General features: G+C 63.3%; 17 protein-coding genes. 6 read left to right on the top strand and 11 right to left on the bottom strand.

Annotation, left to right across the window (positions count from 1 at the left end; translation table 11 throughout):
* Nucleotides 1-28: 28 nt before the first annotated feature.
* Nucleotides 29-700 (top strand): TrkA family potassium uptake protein, encoded by a 672-nt coding sequence (locus VUN82_09095; protein XAS73972.1) that lies wholly within the window; start codon nucleotides 29-31, stop codon nucleotides 698-700.
* Nucleotides 700-1,434 (top strand): NAD-binding protein, encoded by a 735-nt coding sequence (locus tag VUN82_09090; protein XAS73971.1) that lies wholly within the window; start codon nucleotides 700-702, stop codon nucleotides 1,432-1,434. Before VUN82_09095 ends, VUN82_09090 begins: the two co-directional genes overlap by 1 nt.
* Here VUN82_09090 and VUN82_09085 read toward each other — a convergent pair.
* The 3 genes from VUN82_09085 to dut all read right to left on the bottom strand — a co-directional run bounded on the left by VUN82_09085 (nucleotide 1,404) and on the right by dut (nucleotide 3,892).
* Nucleotides 1,404-2,186, bottom strand: a complete 783-nt coding sequence (locus VUN82_09085) for a DUF3159 domain-containing protein (protein XAS73970.1) — start codon at nucleotides 2,184-2,186, stop codon at nucleotides 1,404-1,406. The genes VUN82_09090 and VUN82_09085 overlap by 31 nt on opposite strands.
* Before the next feature lie 366 nt (nucleotides 2,187-2,552).
* The gene (locus tag VUN82_09080; GenBank protein ID XAS73969.1) at nucleotides 2,553-3,326 is read right to left on the bottom strand and encodes a DUF3710 domain-containing protein; all 774 of its coding nucleotides are present in this window, start codon (nucleotides 3,324-3,326) and stop codon (nucleotides 2,553-2,555) included.
* A 56-nt stretch (nucleotides 3,327-3,382) separates the two neighbouring features.
* Nucleotides 3,383-3,892: a dUTP diphosphatase gene (dut, locus tag VUN82_09075; GenBank protein ID XAS73968.1), complete on the bottom strand. Its 510-nt coding sequence runs from the start codon at nucleotides 3,890-3,892 to the stop codon at nucleotides 3,383-3,385.
* Nucleotides 3,893-3,971: 79 nt separating this feature from the next.
* Between dut and VUN82_09070 the strand changes: the two genes are divergently transcribed.
* Entirely contained in the window at nucleotides 3,972-4,463 is a 492-nt protein-coding gene (locus VUN82_09070) for a DUF3093 domain-containing protein (protein XAS73967.1), read from the top strand.
* A gap of 38 nt (nucleotides 4,464-4,501) precedes the next feature.
* On the opposite strand, the gene VUN82_09065 is transcribed toward VUN82_09070, so the two are convergent.
* Nucleotides 4,502-4,801: a DUF4193 domain-containing protein gene (locus VUN82_09065; protein XAS73966.1), complete on the bottom strand. Its 300-nt coding sequence runs from the start codon at nucleotides 4,799-4,801 to the stop codon at nucleotides 4,502-4,504.
* Between the two features lie 306 nt (nucleotides 4,802-5,107).
* Between VUN82_09065 and sepH the strand changes: the two genes are divergently transcribed.
* Complete coding sequence (gene sepH / locus VUN82_09060; GenBank protein XAS73965.1) at nucleotides 5,108-6,496, top strand: septation protein SepH; 1,389 nt, start codon at nucleotides 5,108-5,110, stop codon at nucleotides 6,494-6,496.
* Nucleotides 6,497-6,536: 40 nt separating this feature from the next.
* Here sepH and VUN82_09055 read toward each other — a convergent pair whose 3' ends face one another.
* The 4 genes from VUN82_09055 to VUN82_09040 form a co-directional block, all read right to left on the bottom strand.
* Nucleotides 6,537-7,301, bottom strand: coding sequence for a thymidine kinase (locus VUN82_09055; GenBank protein XAS73964.1), 765 nt, complete (start codon nucleotides 7,299-7,301; stop codon nucleotides 6,537-6,539).
* Entirely contained in the window at nucleotides 7,294-8,499 is a 1,206-nt protein-coding gene (locus tag VUN82_09050) for an alkaline phosphatase family protein (protein XAS73963.1), read from the bottom strand. Before VUN82_09050 ends, VUN82_09055 begins: the two co-directional genes overlap by 8 nt.
* A gap of 20 nt (nucleotides 8,500-8,519) precedes the next feature.
* A complete protein-coding gene (locus tag VUN82_09045) occupies nucleotides 8,520-9,245 on the bottom strand; it encodes a DUF5998 family protein (protein ID XAS73962.1) in 726 nt (241 codons plus the stop codon).
* An 81-nt stretch (nucleotides 9,246-9,326) separates the two neighbouring features.
* Nucleotides 9,327-12,014 carry a GNAT family N-acetyltransferase gene (locus VUN82_09040; protein XAS73961.1) on the bottom strand — a complete coding sequence of 896 codons (2,688 nt, stop codon included), beginning with the start codon at nucleotides 12,012-12,014 and terminating at the stop codon, nucleotides 9,327-9,329.
* 55 nt (nucleotides 12,015-12,069) lie between these two features.
* Between VUN82_09040 and VUN82_09035 the strand changes: the two genes are divergently transcribed.
* On the top strand, nucleotides 12,070-14,595 hold the full coding sequence (locus tag VUN82_09035; GenBank protein XAS73960.1) for a DNA topoisomerase IV subunit A: 2,526 nt from the start codon (nucleotides 12,070-12,072) through the stop codon (nucleotides 14,593-14,595).
* A 73-nt stretch (nucleotides 14,596-14,668) separates the two neighbouring features.
* On the opposite strand, the gene VUN82_09030 is transcribed toward VUN82_09035, so the two are convergent.
* Nucleotides 14,669-15,052 (bottom strand): VOC family protein, encoded by a 384-nt coding sequence (locus VUN82_09030; protein XAS73959.1) that lies wholly within the window; start codon nucleotides 15,050-15,052, stop codon nucleotides 14,669-14,671.
* 128 nt (nucleotides 15,053-15,180) lie between these two features.
* On the opposite strand from VUN82_09030, the gene VUN82_09025 reads away from it, so the two are divergent.
* Nucleotides 15,181-15,699: a DinB family protein gene (locus tag VUN82_09025; protein XAS73958.1), complete on the top strand. Its 519-nt coding sequence runs from the start codon at nucleotides 15,181-15,183 to the stop codon at nucleotides 15,697-15,699.
* Nucleotides 15,700-15,709: 10 nt separating this feature from the next.
* Here the strand turns inward: VUN82_09025 and VUN82_09020 are convergent, their stop codons facing one another.
* Complete coding sequence (locus tag VUN82_09020) at nucleotides 15,710-16,732, bottom strand: GNAT family N-acetyltransferase (GenBank protein ID XAS73957.1); 1,023 nt, start codon at nucleotides 16,730-16,732, stop codon at nucleotides 15,710-15,712.
* 9 nt (nucleotides 16,733-16,741) lie between these two features.
* Entirely contained in the window at nucleotides 16,742-20,194 is a 3,453-nt protein-coding gene (gene cydD, locus VUN82_09015) for a thiol reductant ABC exporter subunit CydD (GenBank protein XAS73956.1), read from the bottom strand.
* Nucleotides 20,195-20,196 lie beyond the last annotated feature (2 nt).

Below are 20,196 nucleotides of genomic sequence, written 5' to 3'. Positions count from 1 at the left end.
ACACGGTAAACACACATAAGGAGACACGGTGGCTCACTTCGTGATCATGGGTTGCGGCCGTGTTGGCGCAACCCTGGCACATACTTTGGAAGACGCCGGCCATTCGGTGGCCATCATCGACCAGGACGAGCGGGCGTTCCGTCGGCTTCGCAACACGTTTACCGGCCGCAAGGTCACCGGCGTAGGTTTCGACAGGGACACACTCAAGCAGGCAGGAGTGGAAGAGGCCTACGCATTCGCCGCTGTTTCAAGTGGTGACAATTCCAACATCCTGGCCACCCGTGTGGCACGGGAGACATTCCATGTTGGACACGTCGTGGCCCGCATCTACGATCCCGGACGCGCCGAAATCTACCAGCGCCTCGGCATTCCCACCGTAGCCGCGGTGCGCTGGAGCGCCGACCAGGTCCTCAGGCGCATCCTTCCGGAGCAGCATCTCGCCGGCGATTACCGGGAGCCATCCGGCAGGCTCGTCCTGGCGGAAGTGGACCTGCACGAGGGATGGATTGGCCATAGCGTGACGTCCATTGAAGCTGCCGCAGGCATCCGTGTCGCCTTCCTGACGCGTTTCGGCGAGGGCCTCCTGCCCCTGCCAGGCACGGCCTATCAGGAAGGCGATACCGTCCATGCAATGTTGAGCCTGGACAGGACTTCGGAGATCAGCCGGGTCCTTGCCAAAGCACCGGCCAAGGAGTCTTAGTGAAAGTTGTCATCGTTGGCGCAGGCAGCGTCGGCTCGTCCATTGCCCGTGAGCTCCTGGCCCACAACCATCAAATCCTGCTCATCGACCTCAAGCCTGAAGTCATTGGCCGCAGCGGCCTTCGGGGTGCGCGCTGGCTGGTGGGCGATGCCTGCGAACTCAGCACCCTTCAGGACGCCAAACTTGAGGATGCCGACGTCGTGGTTTCCGCTACCGGTGATGACAAAGTGAACCTCGTGGTGTCCCTGCTGGCCAAGACGGAATTCGCCGTAGGGCGCACTGTTGGGCGTGTCAACAACCCCAAGAACGACTGGATGTTCAATGACTCCTGGGGTGTGGACGTCGCCGTCAACACTCCCCAGCTTATGACTGCCCTGGTTGAGGAAGCCGTGGAAATCGGCGACATCGTCCGGCTGTTGACATTGCAGACCGGCGTCGCCTCGATCGTGGAATTTACCGTTCCCCACGACTCCCACGTCATTGGGAGCACAGTGGGCGCCATTGAGTGGCCCGAAGACGCCACCTTGGTAGCCATCCTGCGTGATCAGGCACCCATCACCCCAAGTCGTGACGATGTCCTCGATGGTGGCGACGAACTGTTCTTCGTCACCACCATCCAGGCAGAGGACGGACTGCGGGCCCTGTTGTCACCAGCCTCAATGGCGGGCCAAGGACCCCGCGACGGCGATGCCAGCGTTACTGATCAGGCGGAGGACGACGGCTTCGACGGTTGAGGTGCGGGCTTGGTAACAAGCCATGCCACCCAAAGGCCGAGGATGTATAGCGGTGCACCCATGAGGAGCCGGGTGGTAGCCAACGCCGTCAAGCCTGGCTCACCCAGGAAGTACAGGGGCACCTGCACCACCAGCCGCAGCGCAAGCACCGCCACAACAATCCACGTGCCAAGCTGGTACGCCCGCAGGCGTTCCGGGTCTTTGCGCCATTCGAGACCCTCGTTGCGGACGAAACCAAACAGCAAGCCGGCGATAGGCCACTTGAGCACTATGGACAGCACCATGCCCGCAATATAGGCAATGTTGGTGAAGAAGCCCAGAACGTAGAAGTCTTCAGCCTTCCCCGTGGTGTTGGCCAACCAAGCAGAAATCCCGACGCCGACCACACCGGCAAGTGCCTGCGTCAACGGGCGTCGCTGGATCAGGCGAACAACAGTGAAAATCGCTGCCGTGGCCAACGCTGCCACCAACGAAATCGTCAAGTCGCGGCTTATGGTGAAGGCCACGAGGAAGACGAGGCCAGGCAGGATGCTCTCCGCGATGCCTTGCACTCCCCCGGCAGACTTCAACATGTCCACATGGCCGGCACTGTTGCGCTGAAGTCCCGCCTTTTCTGCATAGCCCGCAGCTAGATCCGCGACCCCCGGGCTTTCGGCTGCAGGGGTCTTGGCTGACCCCGTGGTCGGAGTTTCACCCTTGCCGGTCGTAGGCTGCGCCGGATCCTTAGGTTCTGATCCATTGGCCACTGTCATAAGTGCTCCTGACGGGAAAGTATTTCGTAGCGTGGATTGAACATCGCAGGCAGGCCATCCTTATGTGTCACCACGCCGTTCAAGCGCAACTCCGCTCCTGCTTCAATCCCTGGTACCCGGTTCCTGCCCAACCAGATGACGCGCAACCGTGCATACGGCCTTTTCACGCCCCCGCCACCCACTGATGGTTGGGAACTGTGCTCCAGCGCGTCCACGACAATCGCCGAAAAGAAGGGTTGCTCACTTGGCGGCTGGTACGTGACCGATTCGATGAATCCAGTGCAGGTGGCCCGGCCGCGGGCAGGGAGATCACGGACGCCGTGTTGCCGGGACTGCTGCCCGGCGGATCCTGGCAAGCCGGGCGTATCAGCCAATCTGGGTGATCTCCGGTCCCCGCTCCGGCTGGTGCAGGGCGGGACCACCTTGCTGTGCAGCGGGATCGGAAGCTTCAGCGGGGGCCTGAGCTGGGGCTTGGGCGGCAGCATCCTTGGGCAGACGCAGCTGCAACAGTTCGCGCGGCGGCATCGGATTGTCGCCGCGTACAACAACCACGCGCCGGAAGAGCTCCTCCAGGCCTGCTGCGGCGTCCCGGTCCAGGGCAGCTTCGCCGCCGAGGACACCACGCAGGAACCACCGGGGACCGTCCACCCCCATGAAGCGGGCGGCCCGGAAACCCCGGCTGCCGTCAGTAGCTTCGGCGGGGAGCTTGGCGACGAGCTCTGTGCCAAACGTTCCAGATACTTCTTCTGTCTCGCCACCCTGGCTTGCTACGGATTGGCCAATCTGCTCGCGGATCTCGTCCCACAGGCCTTCCGAACGCGGAGCGGCGAATGCCTGGAGCTGCAGGCTTGACCCTGCCAGGTCCATGGTCACTGCCACCACGCGCTGAGTAGCTTCTTCCACTTCCAGTCGCAACTGGAGTCCATCGGCGGGTGCGATCAGCAGTGCGCCGAGATCCACGTATCCGTCGCGTTCCTCGATCTCATCGATGTCCCAAGGACCTTTGCCAAGCCGGAAATCACCCTTGGTACCGGACGCGCCGGTTGCAGGGGCTGTTGCCTCAGCCGCGTCGTTTTCCTCGACGGTGCCAGCGGTTTCCGGCCGCTCGGCCTTGGACTTTTTGCCGCGCCCAAAAAGCATTGGGTTGTCTCCTTAGTAGTGGTCTATCCCCAAGTAAACCGCAACCCCGTGGGTTATCAGGCCACCGGTGCGTTGAATCCGCCAGTGGAACCAAAGCCGCCCGTACCGCGGGCGGAGTCGGATAGATCATCAACCATCACGAAGCGCGCGTACTCGACGCGCTGAATCACCATTTGGGCAATTCTATCGCCGCGCTTGAGCTCAATGGCGTGGTTTTGGTCTGTGTTCAGCAGCGTGACGGCGATTTCGCCGCGGTAACCTGCGTCCACAGTTCCGGGTGCGTTGACAACCGTGAGGCCATGCTTGGTCGCGAGGCCGGACCGCGGGTGGATCAGTGCCACAAAGCCGTCAGGGAGGGCAATTGAAACGCCCGTAGGAACCAATTTCCGCTCGCCCGGGGCAAGTTTAACGTCCTCGCGGGCCCGGAGGTCCGCGCCAGCATCGCCTGGGTGCGCATAGGACGGTGCTTCCAGTCCGGCGTCGAGCATTTTCAGCTGAACGTCCAAAGTGGGCGTGCCATACGCTGCGGTGGTGTCATTACTGAATACTGCGGTCTCGTTGCTCACAGTGGACCATTCTACGTGGGGCACATCCATGCGGGCACTCCGGGGAGATAGCCAGCCCAAGGGCCGATAAGCTGGACCCATGCCTACGTCTGACCAGTCCGCCCCCATGCCTGCCCGGAATACTCCCTCCGCCTCCGAGGTGTTGTTCACGGAGAAATTATGGCCCACCATCTGGATCTGGGTTGTCGTCGTGGGCCTGTCGAGCGCTGGAATCCTGATGTTCGCGCCCATCAGTGCCGCCGCGGGCGTCATCGCCGCCCTGGTGCTTCTGGCCGTCATGACCACCCTGCTGGTGGTTACAACACCTACCATCACCGTTACGCGGGACAGCCTTCGGGTGGGACGTGCCACTATCGACCGCAAATTCGTCGGCACCGCCGAGGCCTTCAAAAAAGACGAGGCCACCGCCGAACGTGGAACCCGCCTCAACGGCCTCGCCTACATGTGCTTCCGCGGGTGGGTCGATGCCGTGGTGAAAATCGACATTACCGATCCCGCTGATCGAACGCCTTACTGGCTGGTCTCTTCGCGCCACCCGGACGAACTCGTCGCTGCCCTGGGCGCGCGGTAGCCGCTCCCCTTAGGTAGCTCCTGAAGTCGCCGGTACTGCTAGCTCTCGCATTCCGTGCAGTACAGGTGCCCGTCCCTCTCAGTGGCAATCTGGGAGCGGTGCTTCACAAGGAAGCAGTTGTAGCACGTGAATTCGTCAGGCTGTGGTGGCATGACTTGAATCAGGAGCTCTTCGCCGGAGAGGTCTGCTCCCGGGAGCTCGAAGCCATCGGCAAGATCGGTCTCATCGACATCCACCGCGGAGGATTGCTTCCCCGACTGGCGCGTCTTGAGTTCCTCAATCGAGTCCTCGCTGACGTCTTCCTCGGTCTTTCGAGGGGCATCGTAATCCGTGGCCATGGTCCTTCTTCATCCTGTCGTACTTGCTCCGGGTAGGATTCCGGCCTGGCGGATTTCGTGCCCGCCGCCGGTCTAAGGGTGTAACGCCGGACGCCCCGGATTTGTGCCCGATATCGGCCAGATTGTCCTCCCCTGCCCAGCGATTGTCCAGAGGCGGCAAATTGGGCTGGGATGGCTGGAAAGGATCCACCCTGTAATCTGACTCTTTCGCCGGAATATCACGGCACGCCCTTTGTCCTAGTAGGAAAAGGGCAACGGGGGTGGCAGAGTTTCGAATGTCAGTTATGCCATGTGGTGGAGGGTGTTATGCAGGATCTACGGCTGGTAGGCGTCCACGACGACGGCGGGCATCTGCTCCTGAGCGGACCCGGCGGTGCGATGTTCCAGCTTCCGATCGACGAGGCACTTCGTGCCGCGACGAGCCGGACACCCGCCCAGGTCGCTGCGCGGGCGTCAAACACCCCGATTGCCATGTCCCCCAGGGATATCCAGTCCAGAATCCGCAGCGGAGCCACGGCGGCCGAAGTGGCGGAGTTGTCCGGGCTGCCCCTTGCCAACGTGCAACGTTACGAGGGCCCTGTCCTTGCCGAGCGTGAGTACGTTGCGCAGCAGGCCAGAAACATTGAAGTAGCTTCCCCGGCCCCTGGCCATGACATCTACCGCTCTGCCTTTGGCGACAACCCAGCGACGCTCGGCGAAATGGTGGCCCACCGCCTGTCGGCGCACGGCATCGATTCTTCAACGGTTGAATGGGACTCCTGGCGCCGTTCCGATGGTTCCTGGACCGTCGTCGCGCGCTTTGATGCAGTTCCCGGTACGCACGGAAGCATCGGCGAGGAGCCACCGGCCATGTGGACGTTCAGTCCGCAGCGGAAATCCCTGCAGAACGCCAACCGCTGGGCTCAGCAGCTCAGTGAACTGGAGCCCTTGGACGGACCCGTTCCTGCACGCCGGCTTGCCGCCGTCTCGGATCGTCCTTTCGACTTCGAGACCGACGCCGAAACCGCGGCACGCGCGTCGGCGAAGGAATCCGACAGCCTCTTGGAAATGCTCCGCTCACGCCGTGGGCAGCGCCTGGGCGTGGACGAAGACGGCGATGACGCCTTGGCCGTCCTGCTCAGCAACGTTCCGGCCGCCCACCCGCGTTCTGGCGGGGAAGATCAGGAGCCGGCCGAGGAACCCGCCGGAGATCACCCAGAACCGCAAGCTTCCCCTGCGGCTGAGCCAACGCGGAAGGATGGGCGTCCGTCCATGCTGTCCCGGCTGAGCCTGGCGCCCCGGAACCATGACGCGGACGACGACGCGCTGAAACTCCATGACGGCGTCAGCACGGAGACGCGCGAAATCACCGTTGTGGCAAGCCCATTGCGGCCCGTTACTTCCTTAACCGACCGCAAGCCGGGGGCGGCCAGCGCTCCTGAGCCCAAAGATGCGGATCGAATCGATTCCGCGACCAACCAGATGCAACGGGCAGGGCTGGACGAACTGCTTGGCGGAGCCACATCCCCGCAAACACAGACTGATCGTGCTGCCTCCCGTACAGAGACAGCCTCACAGGACAAGGCATCCCTCGAGGCCGAGGACCGGAACACGCACAAGGATGCTGAGGCGCCCGTAGAGCGCCAGCCCTCGCGTCCGAAACGATCAAGTATCCCCAGCTGGGACGAGATCGTCTTCGGCGCCCGCGGCGACTAACCTCTGGCGTGGCGACTAACCTCTGGCGCGGCGACCAGCCCTAGCTACGCGTCAAGCCGGAGCCACTGCCGGAACCGGCTCCCGGCCATAGGCAGGCATCGACGTCGAACGGAAGAGTCGGGTCTCCCCCAGCCATGAGGTTGGCGCCGTGGGCTGTCACGCGGCGCATGTAATGGCGTCGGCACAGGGTCTCGTAGCCCACCACGGGTTCATGGCCGCCAGCTTCTCCAGGGGTAATTTGATCGTTCACGCCCGGGGCGTCGCCGCCTGTCTGGGGTGCGACATCGCCGACCATGACCTGGTCCCCTTCCACCACCATGATGCCGTCCACCGTTCGGGCATTTTGAGTTGCGCGACGCCCGCACCAGCACAGTGCCTCGACCTGGAGCACCTGTACTTTGTCGGCGAGTTCGATCAGACGTTGAGAGCCGGGAAACAGGGTGGTTCGAAAGTCCGAGGTGATCCCGAACGCGAAGACGTCCACGTCCATCTCATCCACCAGGCGTGCCAACTGCTCCACCTGGGCGGCGGAGTAGAACTGGGCTTCATCGCAGATCAGGTAGTCCACGCGGAGCCCACCGGTCCGGCGTACAACCACTTCATCCCAGAAGTCCGTGTCCGCATGGACTTCAACGGCGTCTGTCTTCAGGCCCAACCTGCTGGAAATCGTCGAATCACCTGCGCGGTCGTTGCAGCTGAACCGTACCCCGCCCCTGCCCCGAGCACGGTGGTTGTAGTCCATTTGCAAAGCCAGTGTGGACTTGCCGCAGTCCATGGTGCCGGAGAAGAAGACGAGTTCAGCCACGTTTGCCCTTTTTACCGGCTGCCGGGAAGCAAAGGAACGGCACTTCGCGTTCCGCCTTCGTCATGGAGCCGTGCTGGCCCACTACTTCCAACGATGCCGGACGGACCCTGCGGGTGTCGTAAAGGGCAAGGGTATCCCGTGCGGCAATCATGACGTCGCCAATGCGCGGCGCCACGTCCGGCTGGACGTCGCCGAACAGCCCTGCGCCTATCGCCTGTTCACGGGTGAAAGCCCAGATGCGTTCGCCAAACCTTGCCCGCCAGGCGGAGATGAGCAACTCGCGGTGCGTGTCCGGAAGGCCGGGCTCAAGGTAAAGATGAACCATGCGGGGCTCGCCTGCAGTGTGGCGGACCCCGGCGACGAGTGAAGCATCAGCTGAGTAGTCAATGCGCTGGGACTCGGGAACGTCCAGCATTCCGTGATCCCCGGTCAGCACGATAGTGGTTCCCGCCGGCAGCGTCGCGGACAATCTTTTGACAGTGGAGTCGAGCTCTTCAAGTTGGTGTTCCCAGCGGTCGGACTGGCAGCCGTAGCGGTGACCTGCTTTGTCCAATTCATTGACGTAGAAGTACATCAGGGAACGGCCACCGCCGGACATGGCCTCTGCTGCAGCGGCTGTGCGCGCATGCAGGCTCGTGCCGCCCACGAAACGGCTGCCCCGCAAGGCAGCCTGGGTCATCGGCGAATTCCCGAACTGCGGGAGGCTCACAGTAACGACGTCGGCTTCGGCCCCTATGCGTTCGAAGACGGTAGCGTGCGGCTGCCAAAGCGCAGGGTCCACATGGGCGTCCCAGTTGCCCAGCAGGTTCACTACTTTGTCCTGGGAAGGATCCAGGACGTCATAGCCCACCATGCCGTGCTGCCCGGCGGGAAGCCCTGTTCCCAGGCTGGCCAGGGAAGCTGCCGTGGTGCTGGGAAAAGCGGAATCAATCCAGTTGGGGACATTGCCCTGTCCGCTGGACAGGAGGGAACGCAGGAACGGTGTGTGCGAAGCCTTTTGCTTGAGCAGGCTGCGGCCCAGGCCATCGGCGAGGACCACACAGACACGCGGCGCAGCAGGCAGGTGAAGCTGGTTGGCAAATCCGGGGATGCCCATGCTGGCGGCAGCACTGGTAAAAACTTCGGCGATCGACCTGCTCCCAAAAAGCGGGGGCGAAGGGAGGTCCGGGGCCGGCGCCGTACCGGATGTCGGCTGCATGTGCTCCTGTGCAGTCACCCTCAACGCTGGTGTCCGCGGCTCAAGCGGTTGCTGAAGACCCCCGAACGTGGGCGCGGCGCGGGGATTCCTGTGTGCGGGATGGGTGTGGGATTTGCCGTGTTCACGGCACGAAGGGCGCGTGCGAAGACCTTCGCATCCTGGACTGCCTGGAGGCCGTCCGCTTCGGCACTGATGCGCAGGACGATATCCTCTTGGGCGATGGTTCCGCTGTAGCCGTGGTCCGCTTCGCACTGCGGGTCACCGCAGCTTGCCGGGCCCATGTCCAGGCGCTGCCCACCGGACCAGGCGATGGAGACTGTCATTTCCCGCACGGGATCCGAGGGCTTGTAGTCCTGCGGCTGGGCGTACATGTAGCTAAGGACCACCGAACGGATCTGTGCAACCGGCACGGACTCCGTGGAAATCTGGGCGACGATTTGTTCCCCGGCTTCATCCAGCTGCTGATCATCAACGTGGGTGATCACCAGCATGTCTTCCGTGAGCACCAGCACTGTGATGTGGCGGCGAACCTCGGCGCGATCAAAGTGTGTTTCAAGGTGCACGAGGTGTGACAGGCAATCGCGGCCATCCAAGGCGTCATCCACGACGTCGGCCACCAGCCGGGGGTAGAAACCAGCCTGTTGCAGCGCTTGGTCCAGGCTCTGTCCCTGCAAGCTGTGGTTATGGGCGCTGTGGAGCCCGGCATTGGACGGACGGGACTGAGGCGTCGGAGACTGGGTGCTCATTCCCCCATTTTCACAGATCCACTGGGGACTTCCTAACTGCCGGCTTCGCTACTGGAGTGGTCGCTGGCGTATACGGAGCCCTTAACCGCGCATTGCCCTGCGAGCGCTATCGGTGCGCCTGGCCGCGTTACCTATCCACACATCAGCACCCAGAATCGTTGCACCGGTGGGGCCCGCGAGCACAGGGTTGAATTCCACCAGGGCAATTCCGGGGTGGTCATCCTTGAGTTTGGCCAGCCTGGCGGCGATGTCCTCGAGGGCAGGGACGTCCACGGCTGGGAGGCCCTGGTAGCCGAACAGTTTCCTGGAAGCCCGCGGCGAGCGGATGAGGTCGTGCAGGTCTGCCGCAGACAATGGTGGGACCCGGTGTGCCCAATCGTCCAGCAGATTCACTGCGTCCCCTGCCAGGCCGAAAGACACCACCGGCCCCAGCAAAGGATCCTCTATCGCCCGGAAGGTGCACGCCTGGCCTACCGGGGCCATTGCCTGAACTTCGAGGGACGGCGAACCGTAAGGTTCCAGTGCCCGCTTCATCTGGGCGATGTTGTGCAGCAAGGACTCTGCATCTTCAATGTCCAGGCGGACGCCGCCCAGGTCCAGGCGGTGCCTCAGGGCGGGATCAGTGGTCTTCAGAACCACTGGCCAGCCCAGGCGTTCGGCTGCTTCAACAGCTTCCTCCGGTGTTGCGAAGCCGATTGTTGGCACCACGGCGATGCCGTAGCCCGCGAGTAATTCTGCGGCAGCACCGGCGTCGAGCTTGCGGAGTTTTTCCCCCGTCACGCCGGTAAGCATCCTGGCCAGGGTTTCCTTGGTCCCTTCCACATCGCAGGCACCGGGCTCGATGAAAAGACCTTGGTCGCGGTCCAGCCATTGGGCGTAGCGAACGATCGCGGCCAGGGCGCCTACTGCGGCACCTGCATTGGAATAGGAGGGCAGTAACTGATGATCGGAGTTGCCTACCATGCCTTCCACAGGGATGGAGGGGTCCAGAATGCCGGTGAACACTGCCACTACCGGCTTGCCGGCCTCCGCCGCACACTCGGCCAGGACACCGGCCAGCGCTTCTACAGTGAGTCCGCGTGCAGGCAGGAGTGCGGCCACGATGGCGTTGACAGATTCGTCCGCGAGGCTTGCCTGCAGGCTCGCCCGGAGCGCTGGAAGGGCGAGTGACATGCCGGCGTCGAGGTCCACATCCGTTACCATCCGGTTCACATCAAGCCCGAGTGGTCCGGCGCTGTCAGCGACGACTTTCGCCAGGGCGACGGAATTGGAGTAGACCGCAACGCCGGGGCCGGTGGGCAATGCCTGGGAGGCGACGATCTGGGCGATGTCCATCAATTGCTCGATGGTTCCCACCCTGATGACGCCCGCCTGCCGCATCATTGCGTCCACTGCGGCGGCGGGCGCTTGCGTGGTCCGGACTTCATGTCCGGGCGGAAGGCGGAGGCCCGTGACGTCGGACTTTGCGACGATCACCGGTTTGCTCCGGGACAACCTGCGGGCGAGCCGGGAAAACTTACGGGGATTCCCGATTGATTCGAGGTAGAGCCCTACAGCGGAAGTATCGGCGTCGTCCTCCCAGTACTGCATGGCGTCGTTGCCCGAGACATCCGCGCGGTTCCCGGCAGAGAGAAATGTGGACAGGCCCAACCGGCGCCGCCTCGCCGCGGCGTAGACGGCGACACCCACGGCGGCTGACTGGCTGAAGAGGCCAAGGCCCCCTCGGGGCGGCATGCTCGGAGCCATGGAAGCGTTGAGGGATACGGCCGGATGAGTGTTCAGGATCCCCAGGGACTCGGGCCCAATCACCCGCATGCCATTGGCCCGGGCGCGCCGGACCAGCTCATGTTGGCGTGCAAGGCCCCTCTCGCCGTCGTCGGCAAATCCGGCGGTTGCCACCACGATGCCCTTGACGCCCGCTGCTGCGCAGTCGTCCACTACTTTGGGCACTTCCTCGTAGGGAACGGCGATGATCGCCAACTGCACCGGCCCGGGGATCTCGGATAAGCGGGCAAAGGAGATCATGCCGGCGAGCTCGAAGGCCTCGGGGTTGACCGCATAGACCGGGCCCTCAAAGCCACCCTCAATAATGTGTTCCAGGAGTTGGTAGCCTACGGTCCCCCACTTGCGGCTGGCACCAATGACAGCCACCGACGACGGCGCCAGCAAGTCGCGCACGCTGCGGGCCTCTGCGCGGTGCTCGCGGGACTCCATGACGGCCCGCGATTTCTCGGTGGGGTCGATATTGAACTCGACGCTCACCACGCCGTCGTCAAACCCGCGCTTGAGGTCATAGCCGGCATCAGCGAAGACCATAAGCATCTTGCGGTTCTCGGGCAGGACCTCGGCAATGAACCGACGAATACCGTTCTCCCGGGCGGCCGCCGCGAGATGCTCCAGGAGGATCGAGCCGATGCCGCGGCCTTGATGGGCGTCCGAAATGTTGAAGGCCACCTCGGCTTCGTCGGGGTCCTCCAGCCGGTCGTAGCGGCCCACGCCCATGATTTCGCCACCGATCGTGATGACGAATGCCACCCGGTTCACATGGTCCACTTCAGTGAAGCGCCGCACTTCTTTTCCGGACAGTTTGGGCTTGAAGGAGAAAAACCGCATGTAGATGGAAGTTTGCGATTGCCCGGCATGGAAGGCCTGCAGGGCGTCTGCGTCCTCGGGGCGGATGGGACGGATGTGGGCTGTCCCGCCGTCGCGCAGGACGACATCGGCCTCCCAATATTCCGGATAAATGCCGACGTCGGGCTGATCCACCATAGGCTTAGCCTAGCTAAAACATCCGCAGTACAACTTTCAAGGATCCACCGACCCCATGGCCCGCAGCCAAACTCCCGCACGCAAAGGCGAGCCTCTCGGCGATTTCACCGAGAACATCGTCGATATCGACGTCACTTCCGAGATGGAGGGCTCCTTCCTGGAGTACGCCTACTCGGTGATCTATTCCCGAGCCCTTCCTGACGCACGTGATGGCCTCAAACCGGTTCAGCGCCGCATCCTCTACATGATGGCGGACATGGGCTTGCGCCCGGACCGGGGCCACGTCAAGAGTGCGCGCGTCGTGGGCGAAGTCATGGGAAAGCTCCACCCCCATGGCGATGCCGCCATCTATGACGCCATGGTGCGCATGGCACAAGACTTCTCCCTCCGCCTGCCGTTGATCGATGGTCACGGCAACTTTGGATCGCTCGACGACGGTCCGGCAGCCCCGCGTTACACGGAGGCACGCCTGGCCGCGGCTGCGCTGACCATGACGGACCACCTCGACGAAGACGTCGTGGATTTCGTCCCCAACTACGACAACCAGTTGACCCAACCGGACGTCCTCCCGGCAGCGTTTCCCAACCTGTTGGTTAACGGAACTACGGGCATTGCCGTCGGCATGGCAACCAACATGGCTCCGCACAACCTTGTTGAGGTCATTGCGGCCGCACGTCATTTGATCGCTAATCCGGATGCGACGCTGGGCGACATCATGAAGTACGTCCCGGGTCCGGACCTTCCCACCGGTGGCCGCATCGTGGGCCTGGACGGTATCCGCGATGCCTATGCCACGGGCCGCGGTTCCTTCAAGACGCGCGCCAAGGTGGAAGTGGAGCAGTTGTCTGCCCGCCGTACCGGCCTGGTGGTGACCGAGCTGCCTTACATGGTTGGCCCTGAAAAGGTCATCGAAAAGATCAAGGACGCCGTCAACGCCAAGAAGTTGACCGGCATCAGCGATGTCGTGGACCTTACGGACCGCAACCATGGCCTGCGCCTGGTCATCGAGCTGAAGAACGGCTTCAACCCCAACGCCGTGCTTCAGCAGCTGTACCGCTATTCGCCCATGGAAGATTCCTTCGGCATCAACAACGTCACGTTGGTTGACGGCCAGCCGCAGACCCTTGGCCTGCTGGAGCTCCTGCAGGTTTACGTGGACCACCGTCTGAACGTGGTCCGGCGTAGGACGGCTTTCCGGTTGGGCAAGAAGAAGGACCGCCTGCACTTGGTGGAGGGCCTGCTGATCGCGATCGTCGATATCGACGAAGTCATCCAGATCATTCGCTCCTCTGATGAAGCTTCCGCAGCCCGTGAACGGCTGATGTCCATCTACGACCTCACCGAGATCCAGGCCAACTACATCCTGGAACTGCGCCTACGGCAGCTGACCAAGTACTCCCGCCTTGAATTGGAGAAGGAACAGGACGAGCTGCGCCGCGAGATCGAAGCCCTGGAAGCCATCCTTGCCTCCGACGAGCTGCTCCGTGACCTGGTTTCCGGTGAGCTGGCCGAAATCGCCACGAAGTACGGTACGCCCCGACGCACCGTACTCCTGGAGTCCGAGGCAGTTTCGCCCACGGTCGCCGCGGCCCTTGCGGCGGCGGTACCGGGGCCCAAGGGCAAGGCCGCAGCGCTCCCCCTCGAAATCCCGGACGACCCCTGCTGGGCCCTCCTCAGCGTGTCCGGGCAGATCGCACGGACAACCAACCAGGAACCGCTGGCCGAGGCTGGTCCGCGGGCGAAGCACGACGTCTTCCGTTCGGTGGTGAAGACCACGGCACGTGGCGAGATTGGCGCCGTCACTTCCCTGGGCCGCATGTTGCGCCTACAGGTCATGGACATGCCAGCCCTGCCCCCTGTCGGAGGCCTTCCAAATCTGGCCGGTGGAGTGCCGGCCAAGGATTTCATCACTCTTCTCAAGGGCGAGACACTGGTTGCGTTCGTTCCGTTGGACGCCATCCTTGCGATTGGAACCGTGCAGGGCGTGGTTAAGCGTGTTCAGCCGGAGTACCCGCTGAACCGTGAGGACTGGGAAATCATTTCGCTCAAGGACAAGGACACCGTTCTTGCCGTTGAACCCGCCCAGGAGGACGACGTCGAACTCGTCTTCGTGACCAAGCAAGCCCAATTGCTAAGGTTCAGTGCGTCAAACGTGCGTCCGCAAGGCCGGACCGCTGGTGGCATGGCAGGCATCAAGCTCGCTGACGACGACGAAGTCATCCACTTTGGCACCGTGCGCGCAGACGATCCCGCCGCCGTCGTTGTCACTATTGCCGGAACCAATGGCGCTCTGCCGGGCACTGCCCCGGGGACCGCGAAGGTGACTGCCTTCGACGAATACCCGTCCAAGGGGCGGGCCACCGGAGGCGTCCGCGTACACCGCTTCCTCAAGGGCGAGGACACCCTGCTCTTGGCGTGGGCCGGACACGGACCAGCGAAGGCGTCATCGGCCGCCGGAGTGGCCCGCGCACTTCCCCACGAGCACGGCCGCAGGGACGGGTCAGGTGTGCCGCTGTCACAGCCAGTCGAAGCGATCGGTCCGAGCATGGCCTGGAACGCAATGGCTGTGTCCACCGAGTAGGCCAACAGCCAGCAATGGCACAGGGAACAACAGCAGGGCCGGTGGTTTAAGACCACCGGCCCTGCTTGCTGCGTCAGGCGTTTTGGTTGAGGCTCAGTATGTTTCCCTCGGAGTCCAGGAACCAAGCCGCTGCCGTTCCGTCCGGCATCGTCGCAATGCCGTTTTCAGTCTTCAGGCCTGGGAAATCGTAGTCTTCGAACACAACACCCTTCTCGCGGAGTTCCGATACGGTGGCAGTGAGGTCACTGACCATCCAGCCGATCTGGGTGTTCTTGGCCGTACCTGCATTGGATGTTTGGTAAATGAAGAATCCGGTCCCGTCCCCGCACCTGTACTGGAGGTTGTCGTCGGCGTCTGGATTTTCTGGTTCGAGTCCGAGTTTCTCGCTGTAATAAGCGCGGGCCCGGGCAATATCCGATGCCGGAAGAACGGCACCCACTTGCTGATCCTTGAGCATGTTTTTCTCTTTCCGACTCTCTCCCCGGAGCGAACTTTACTCCTGGGCGGCAACGAAGTCAGGGGCAAACAGCTGCGGATTTTACGCCTTGCCTGAGATTGCCGGTGGTGACCCTTTAGACTGGCGGCATGCCGATCATCCCCGACGCAAAAGACTGGACATGGGTGCTTTCAAAGCCCTGCCCCGAGTGCGGCTTTGACGCCTCCACCGTGACGCCGTCCACGGTCCCGGGCACCGTGCTGAATATGCTTCCGAGGTGGCGCGCCGTTCTGCGCCGCGAGGACGTCGCCGTACGCCCGAATGACCACACGTGGTCTCCCATGGAGTATGCATGCCACGTGCGCGATGTCTTCAGCCTCTTCGATAAGAGGCTGAACCTGATGCTGAGTAATGACAACGCCGAATTTGCCAACTGGGACCAGGACCAAGCGGCCATCGACGGCGAGTATGGACGCTCGGATCCGCGCGTTGTCTCTGACGAGCTGATCGCGGAAGGGGAGCAAATCGCCGAGTCCTTCGCACGGGTGGTGCAGGATGAATGGCAGCGTACAGGGCGGCGAAGCAACGGTTCCGAGTTCACGGTGCTGACGTTCTCGCAATACTTCCTGCACGACGTCGTCCATCACCTACACGACGTTGACGGCTAAGGCCGCTGGGCTACAGCGTCTTCTCCCACGTCATGCTCCGGTTCACCGGGCTGTATCCCATGCCAAGGTAGAGTGCCAGGGCCCCGGTGGGATTGGCAGAATCGACGTCCAGCGATGCAATGTCCATCCCGGCGGCCGTGAATCGCCGCAGGGCGTCGGCCAGCAGTGCTTGCGCTATTCCCCGGCCACGGAACGCACGCCGGACACCAAGCAGTTCGGTATAGCCCTCCTTGAAACCCCGGGCAACCGCTGAAGCGGGATCGTAGCTGGCCAGTTGGTACCCAGCTACTTCCCCTGTGGAAGCATCAATTACCACAGCGCTCCAATCGTGCCGCGCCGTGGGTTCCTCGATGGTGAATCGCCAGGTTTCTTCGTCGCGTGGCTCGCTTCCCCAGTGGTCCCTGAAAGCATCGTTATGGGCCAGACGAACGGGCTCGTGCAGGGATGCGTCAAACGTGCAAAGTTCCAATCCCGATTCGAGCCGTGCTGCTGGAGCAGGCTTGGCAGCAGGCCCGGACAACGGCCGATGCATTTCATTGAACCAGCGCACAACGTCATAGCCCCGGGACCGGAACAACGCTGCCTGGTGCTGGTGTTGTTCTTCAGTTCGGATGCGGAGGCGGGGTGGGGCATTGCTGTGCCCCGCAGCCTTGTCCGTGTGGAACCTTCTCCGGGTCTGTGCTTCCTGCCACGCGAGGACTGCTGAACCGATGCCCCTGCGTTGCCAGTCCGGGTCCACGCATCCCATTCCTGTGGCCTTGTCCCCCTCCGGGTTTTTGGTGATGCGTCCGTACGCGCGGGCAACCCCATCCCGGTCCAATCCCAGCAGCGTGTTGGTCCTGGGATCATTCTTGGTGGACTCCAGGACATGGACAAGGTCGGCACGCTTTTCGAACCAGACGGGACGCTCGACGGCGGCAGTCCGGGCGATCAATTCCGCCCAGTTGTCGAGGTCCGCAGTTGTGGCCGGCCGCCATTGCAGACCTGTTCGGCCGGCATCAGGCTGCATCAGGGGTGGAACCTCAGAAGACATGCCAACAGGCTACTGGGGAGTAGGAACTCTCACCAGCTCAGCCGCGCTGGGGAGCTCAAGCCTGGCGTCTGCAGGATCGATGTCATCCGGGTTATGGGTCACCAAGACTACTGTGACGTCCCGCAAACCCCGGCGAAGGGTGGCCATCATTTCGCGGGCGGCTTCAGCATCAAGGTGCGCCGTAGGCTCATCCAGCAACAGCACGCTCGCGCCCGTCAGAAGTGTCCTGGCCATGGCAAGACGCTGCCGCTCGCCACCACTGAGGAAGGCCCCGGCTGATCCAATGCGTGTGTCAAGCCCCTCCGGCAAGGTCCCTACCAATACGTCGAGACCCACATCCTGCAAGGCCTTGGCCATTTCTTGTTCGTTGGGCTTGTTCCCCGGGGGCCTCGCCAGAAGGAGATTACCCCGGATGGTGGAGTCGAAGAGGTGGGCTTCCTGCGGGCACCACGCCGCTGTCCCCGTGAGCAGTGCCCTTCCTTCCTTCACAGGAAGGAAGCCAAGGAGGACTGAAAGCAGCGTCGATTTGCCGGCTCCCGACGGGCCGGTGACTGCCAGCCATCGGCCCGGCCCGGCCTCGGCGGTAACTCCGGAGATCACCGACGGGCCACCTGGCCAGGCAGCGGCAATTCCGTTCAACTCCAGCCCCGCCTTGCCGTCGCGGTCAGGCAAAGGGTGCGTACCGGCGTCGTGATCTGCGTTGTCCGCATCGGCGGGGCCGGACAACGCCCCGGTGACTGCCACGCCGCCCAAGACGTCTGCGAGCGCAGGGCCCTGGCGGACGGCGGAAACCGTTGCCGCAAAAGGTTCCACGAGGGCCAATTGCATGAGCACAATCACGGCCACAAGGGCAGGCGCGGCGGAACCATCGTGCACCGATTCGGCGCCCAGGAGTGCCGCCCATAGGGCGGCGAGCGAGCAGGCGAGGACGGTGACAGCTTGGCCGAGACCTTCGGCCCAGGCAGAACGCTGCGCCGAAACGGTAGCCGCACGATCTTTGTCGCTGAGTGCGGTCAGGATGCTTCCGGCCACACCGTTGGCGGTTAGTTCGGCGCGGGCATCGAGGGCGGCCGCAACATCGCGGAGCACCACCGAGCGCAGCTGTTGTTCTGCCTTGGCGGCGTTCCGGTCAGCAAGTACGGCAACAAGCGGCGCAACAATGAGTCCCATTACGGTGGCAGAGGCAACGGCGGGCACGGCAACGGGCAACACCATGGCCGTTGCCGCGATGGCCGCACCGCCAACACCCACGGCAGTCAACGGAGGCAGGGCGACCCTCGGTAGAAGGTCCCTGAGTGTGTCAACGTCGTCCACGATCGAGCCCAGGACGTTACCGCCTTGCAAAAGCCTGCGAAGTGAGAGTGCACGGCGGCTCAGGGTGGCCCAGAGCGCCCCGCGCAGGCGTGTCATCGCAGCAAAGACGGCGTCGTGGGTCAGGAGCCGCTCACAGTAGCGAAGGACGGCCCTGCCGATGCCGAAGAAACGCACGCCAACGATCGCGCCCAGGAGGTAGAGAATGGGTGGCTGGTCGCTGGCCCGGATGATGAGCCACCCTGACAGGCCGGACAGGGCAACTGCGAAAAGCGCGGCGAGGACTCCCACCACGCCTGCTGCGGCGAACTTTCCTCGAACCGGCCGTAGGACCAGCGCGAGCCGTTTCACGTTGGGGAGCCATCCCTGGTTGAGGGCTGTGTGGACGATTCCGTCCTCTGCGTGCTCAATTTGACCAGTACCGGCAGCTGTCCGGGTGGACTGCTGCAGATCGGTTGATACGAGGGCCGCGGTAGATGCAGCCCTTCGTTCCGGCAGGTCGGTACGCCGATTCGCTGGCGTCAAGTGCTCTACCCGGACTACATGGTCGGCGAGCGCACGGGTGGCGGAATCGTGTGCGATCAGGATGACGGTGGCAGAGCCGCGAAGGGACGTGATGGCAGAGCGGACCACGCTGGCTGAGTAGTGGTCCAAATGTGCGGTGGGTTCGTCCAGAAGCAGCACGGCAGCGCCGGCCTCCAGCCGCGCCAGGCCCCGGGCAAGCGCCACACGGCGCAACTCCCCCGGGCTGAGTTCGGCAGGGTGTTTGGCCGCAAGGTGATCAGCAGAGACTCTCCGCAGGATGCTCGCGACAGCCTGCGCGGTATCTACTGAGTGCTGCCCGCCAAGGTACAGCTCGATCTCCTCCTGCACGGTGTCGGCCACCATCACGGGGTGTTGCGGTACCCAGGCGACGGTACCCGGTGCCACACCAGTCACGGTGCCGGTCACGGATGCGCCCGGACCCGGGCCGATCAGGCCGGCCAGGACACCCAGCACAGTGCTTTTTCCGGCGCCGCTGTTTCCGTCCAACGCCGTAACCAGGCCTGCCGGAGCGGTAAAATCCAAGCGCTCGACGGCGGGTGCGGGCCGTCCGGTATAGGTCACCGTGAGGCCTCTGACCACGATGTCGGCGAGCCCGGTGCGAGATGTCGGGTTGTCGGTAAGTGGCTGGTTATCGGTAAGACGCTGGTTATCAGTAAGACGCTGGTGCGTGGGTGCCTTCAACACGGTATTGGCAGTTTCCAAGGCCGCCCTGCCGTCATCGCTGGCATGGTGGGCGGTACCGAGCTCACGCAGGGGCAAGTAGCAGTCAGGAGCAAGGATAAGTGCCAAAAGCCCGGCTTCCAGGGCCATGTCTCCGGCCACCAGCCGCACGCCGATGAAGACTGCTACGACAGCGACTGAGATGGTTGCTATGAGTTCCAGGGCAAGAGCCGAGAGGAACGCCGTCCGGAGCGTGACCATGGTTCGGCTGCGGTATTGCTCGGAAATGTCTTCGAGTGCCGCGCGTTGCTCGCTGGCCCGTCCCAAACCCACCAGCACAGGCAGGCCCTTTGCGAGTTCAAGGATGTGCCCGGACAACCTGCGAAGCGTCGTTTGGGCGTCCCTGACCGCGTCTTCCGTGTGGCGGCCAATCAGGATCATGAACAGCGGCACAAGGGGAACGGTCAAGACGATGACCACGGCGCTCACCCAGTCGGCAAACAGTATCCGGGCGCCGATGAGCAGCGGAACGGTCGCGCAGTTCACCAGGGCCGGCAGGTATTGGGTGTAGTAGTCATCCAGTGCGTCCAGCCCGCGCGTGGCGAGGATCGCGAGCCCGCCGTCGTTAGTGCCCTCAACCGCAGCTGTTCCGCCCTCGGCCAGTGAGCGCTTGAGAAGCTGCGAGCGCAGCTCCTCTTTGACCCCCAGCGCGGCACGGCGCGACGCAACGCCCTGGCCCCATACGGTCAGGGACCGTAGCACCGCTCCGACGGCCCCCCACACCAGCCCGTTGGTCCAATCGGACGGGCTTCCGGCCAAACCGGCCAGTGCACCGGCCACCGCCTGTGCCATCAGTACCAGCGAAAGTGCCTTGAGGGCTGAGAGCAGGCCTATGACGTAGAGGGCGGATCGGGTGGCCGGGCCGGAGGGGAACACGGGCTTCATGA

The sequence above is a fragment of the Micrococcaceae bacterium Sec5.1 genome (assembly GCA_039636795.1).
Classification (GTDB): Bacteria; Actinomycetota; Actinomycetes; order Actinomycetales; family Micrococcaceae; genus Arthrobacter.
The sequence above is the reverse complement of the archived record's forward strand: the minus strand, read 5'-3'. Positions and strand labels throughout refer to the sequence as shown.

Bases quoted from the DNA above. Each gene is read 5' to 3' on its own strand.
- VUN82_09085 (XAS73970.1), bottom strand. From the start codon at position 2,186: ATGACAGTGGCCAATGGATCAGAACCTAAGGATCCGGCGCAGCCTACG.
- VUN82_09045 (XAS73962.1), bottom strand. From the start codon at position 9,245: ATGAGCACCCAGTCTCCGACGCCTCAGTCCCGTCCGTCCAATGCCGGG.
- VUN82_09050 (XAS73963.1), bottom strand. From the start codon at position 8,499: ATGCAGCCGACATCCGGTACGGCGCCGGCCCCGGACCTCCCTTCGCCC.
- VUN82_09025 (XAS73958.1), top strand. From the start codon at position 15,181: ATGCCGATCATCCCCGACGCAAAAGACTGGACATGGGTGCTTTCAAAG.
- cydD (XAS73956.1), bottom strand. From the start codon at position 20,194: ATGAAGCCCGTGTTCCCCTCCGGCCCGGCCACCCGATCCGCCCTCTAC.
- VUN82_09040 (XAS73961.1), bottom strand. From the start codon at position 12,014: ATGGTGGATCAGCCCGACGTCGGCATTTATCCGGAATATTGGGAGGCC.
- sepH (XAS73965.1), top strand. From the start codon at position 5,108: ATGCAGGATCTACGGCTGGTAGGCGTCCACGACGACGGCGGGCATCTG.
- VUN82_09020 (XAS73957.1), bottom strand. From the start codon at position 16,732: ATGTCTTCTGAGGTTCCACCCCTGATGCAGCCTGATGCCGGCCGAACA.
- VUN82_09080 (XAS73969.1), bottom strand. From the start codon at position 3,326: ATGCTTTTTGGGCGCGGCAAAAAGTCCAAGGCCGAGCGGCCGGAAACC.
- VUN82_09070 (XAS73967.1), top strand. From the start codon at position 3,972: ATGCCTACGTCTGACCAGTCCGCCCCCATGCCTGCCCGGAATACTCCC.
- VUN82_09065 (XAS73966.1), bottom strand. From the start codon at position 4,801: ATGGCCACGGATTACGATGCCCCTCGAAAGACCGAGGAAGACGTCAGC.
- VUN82_09030 (XAS73959.1), bottom strand. From the start codon at position 15,052: ATGCTCAAGGATCAGCAAGTGGGTGCCGTTCTTCCGGCATCGGATATT.
- VUN82_09035 (XAS73960.1), top strand. From the start codon at position 12,070: ATGGCCCGCAGCCAAACTCCCGCACGCAAAGGCGAGCCTCTCGGCGAT.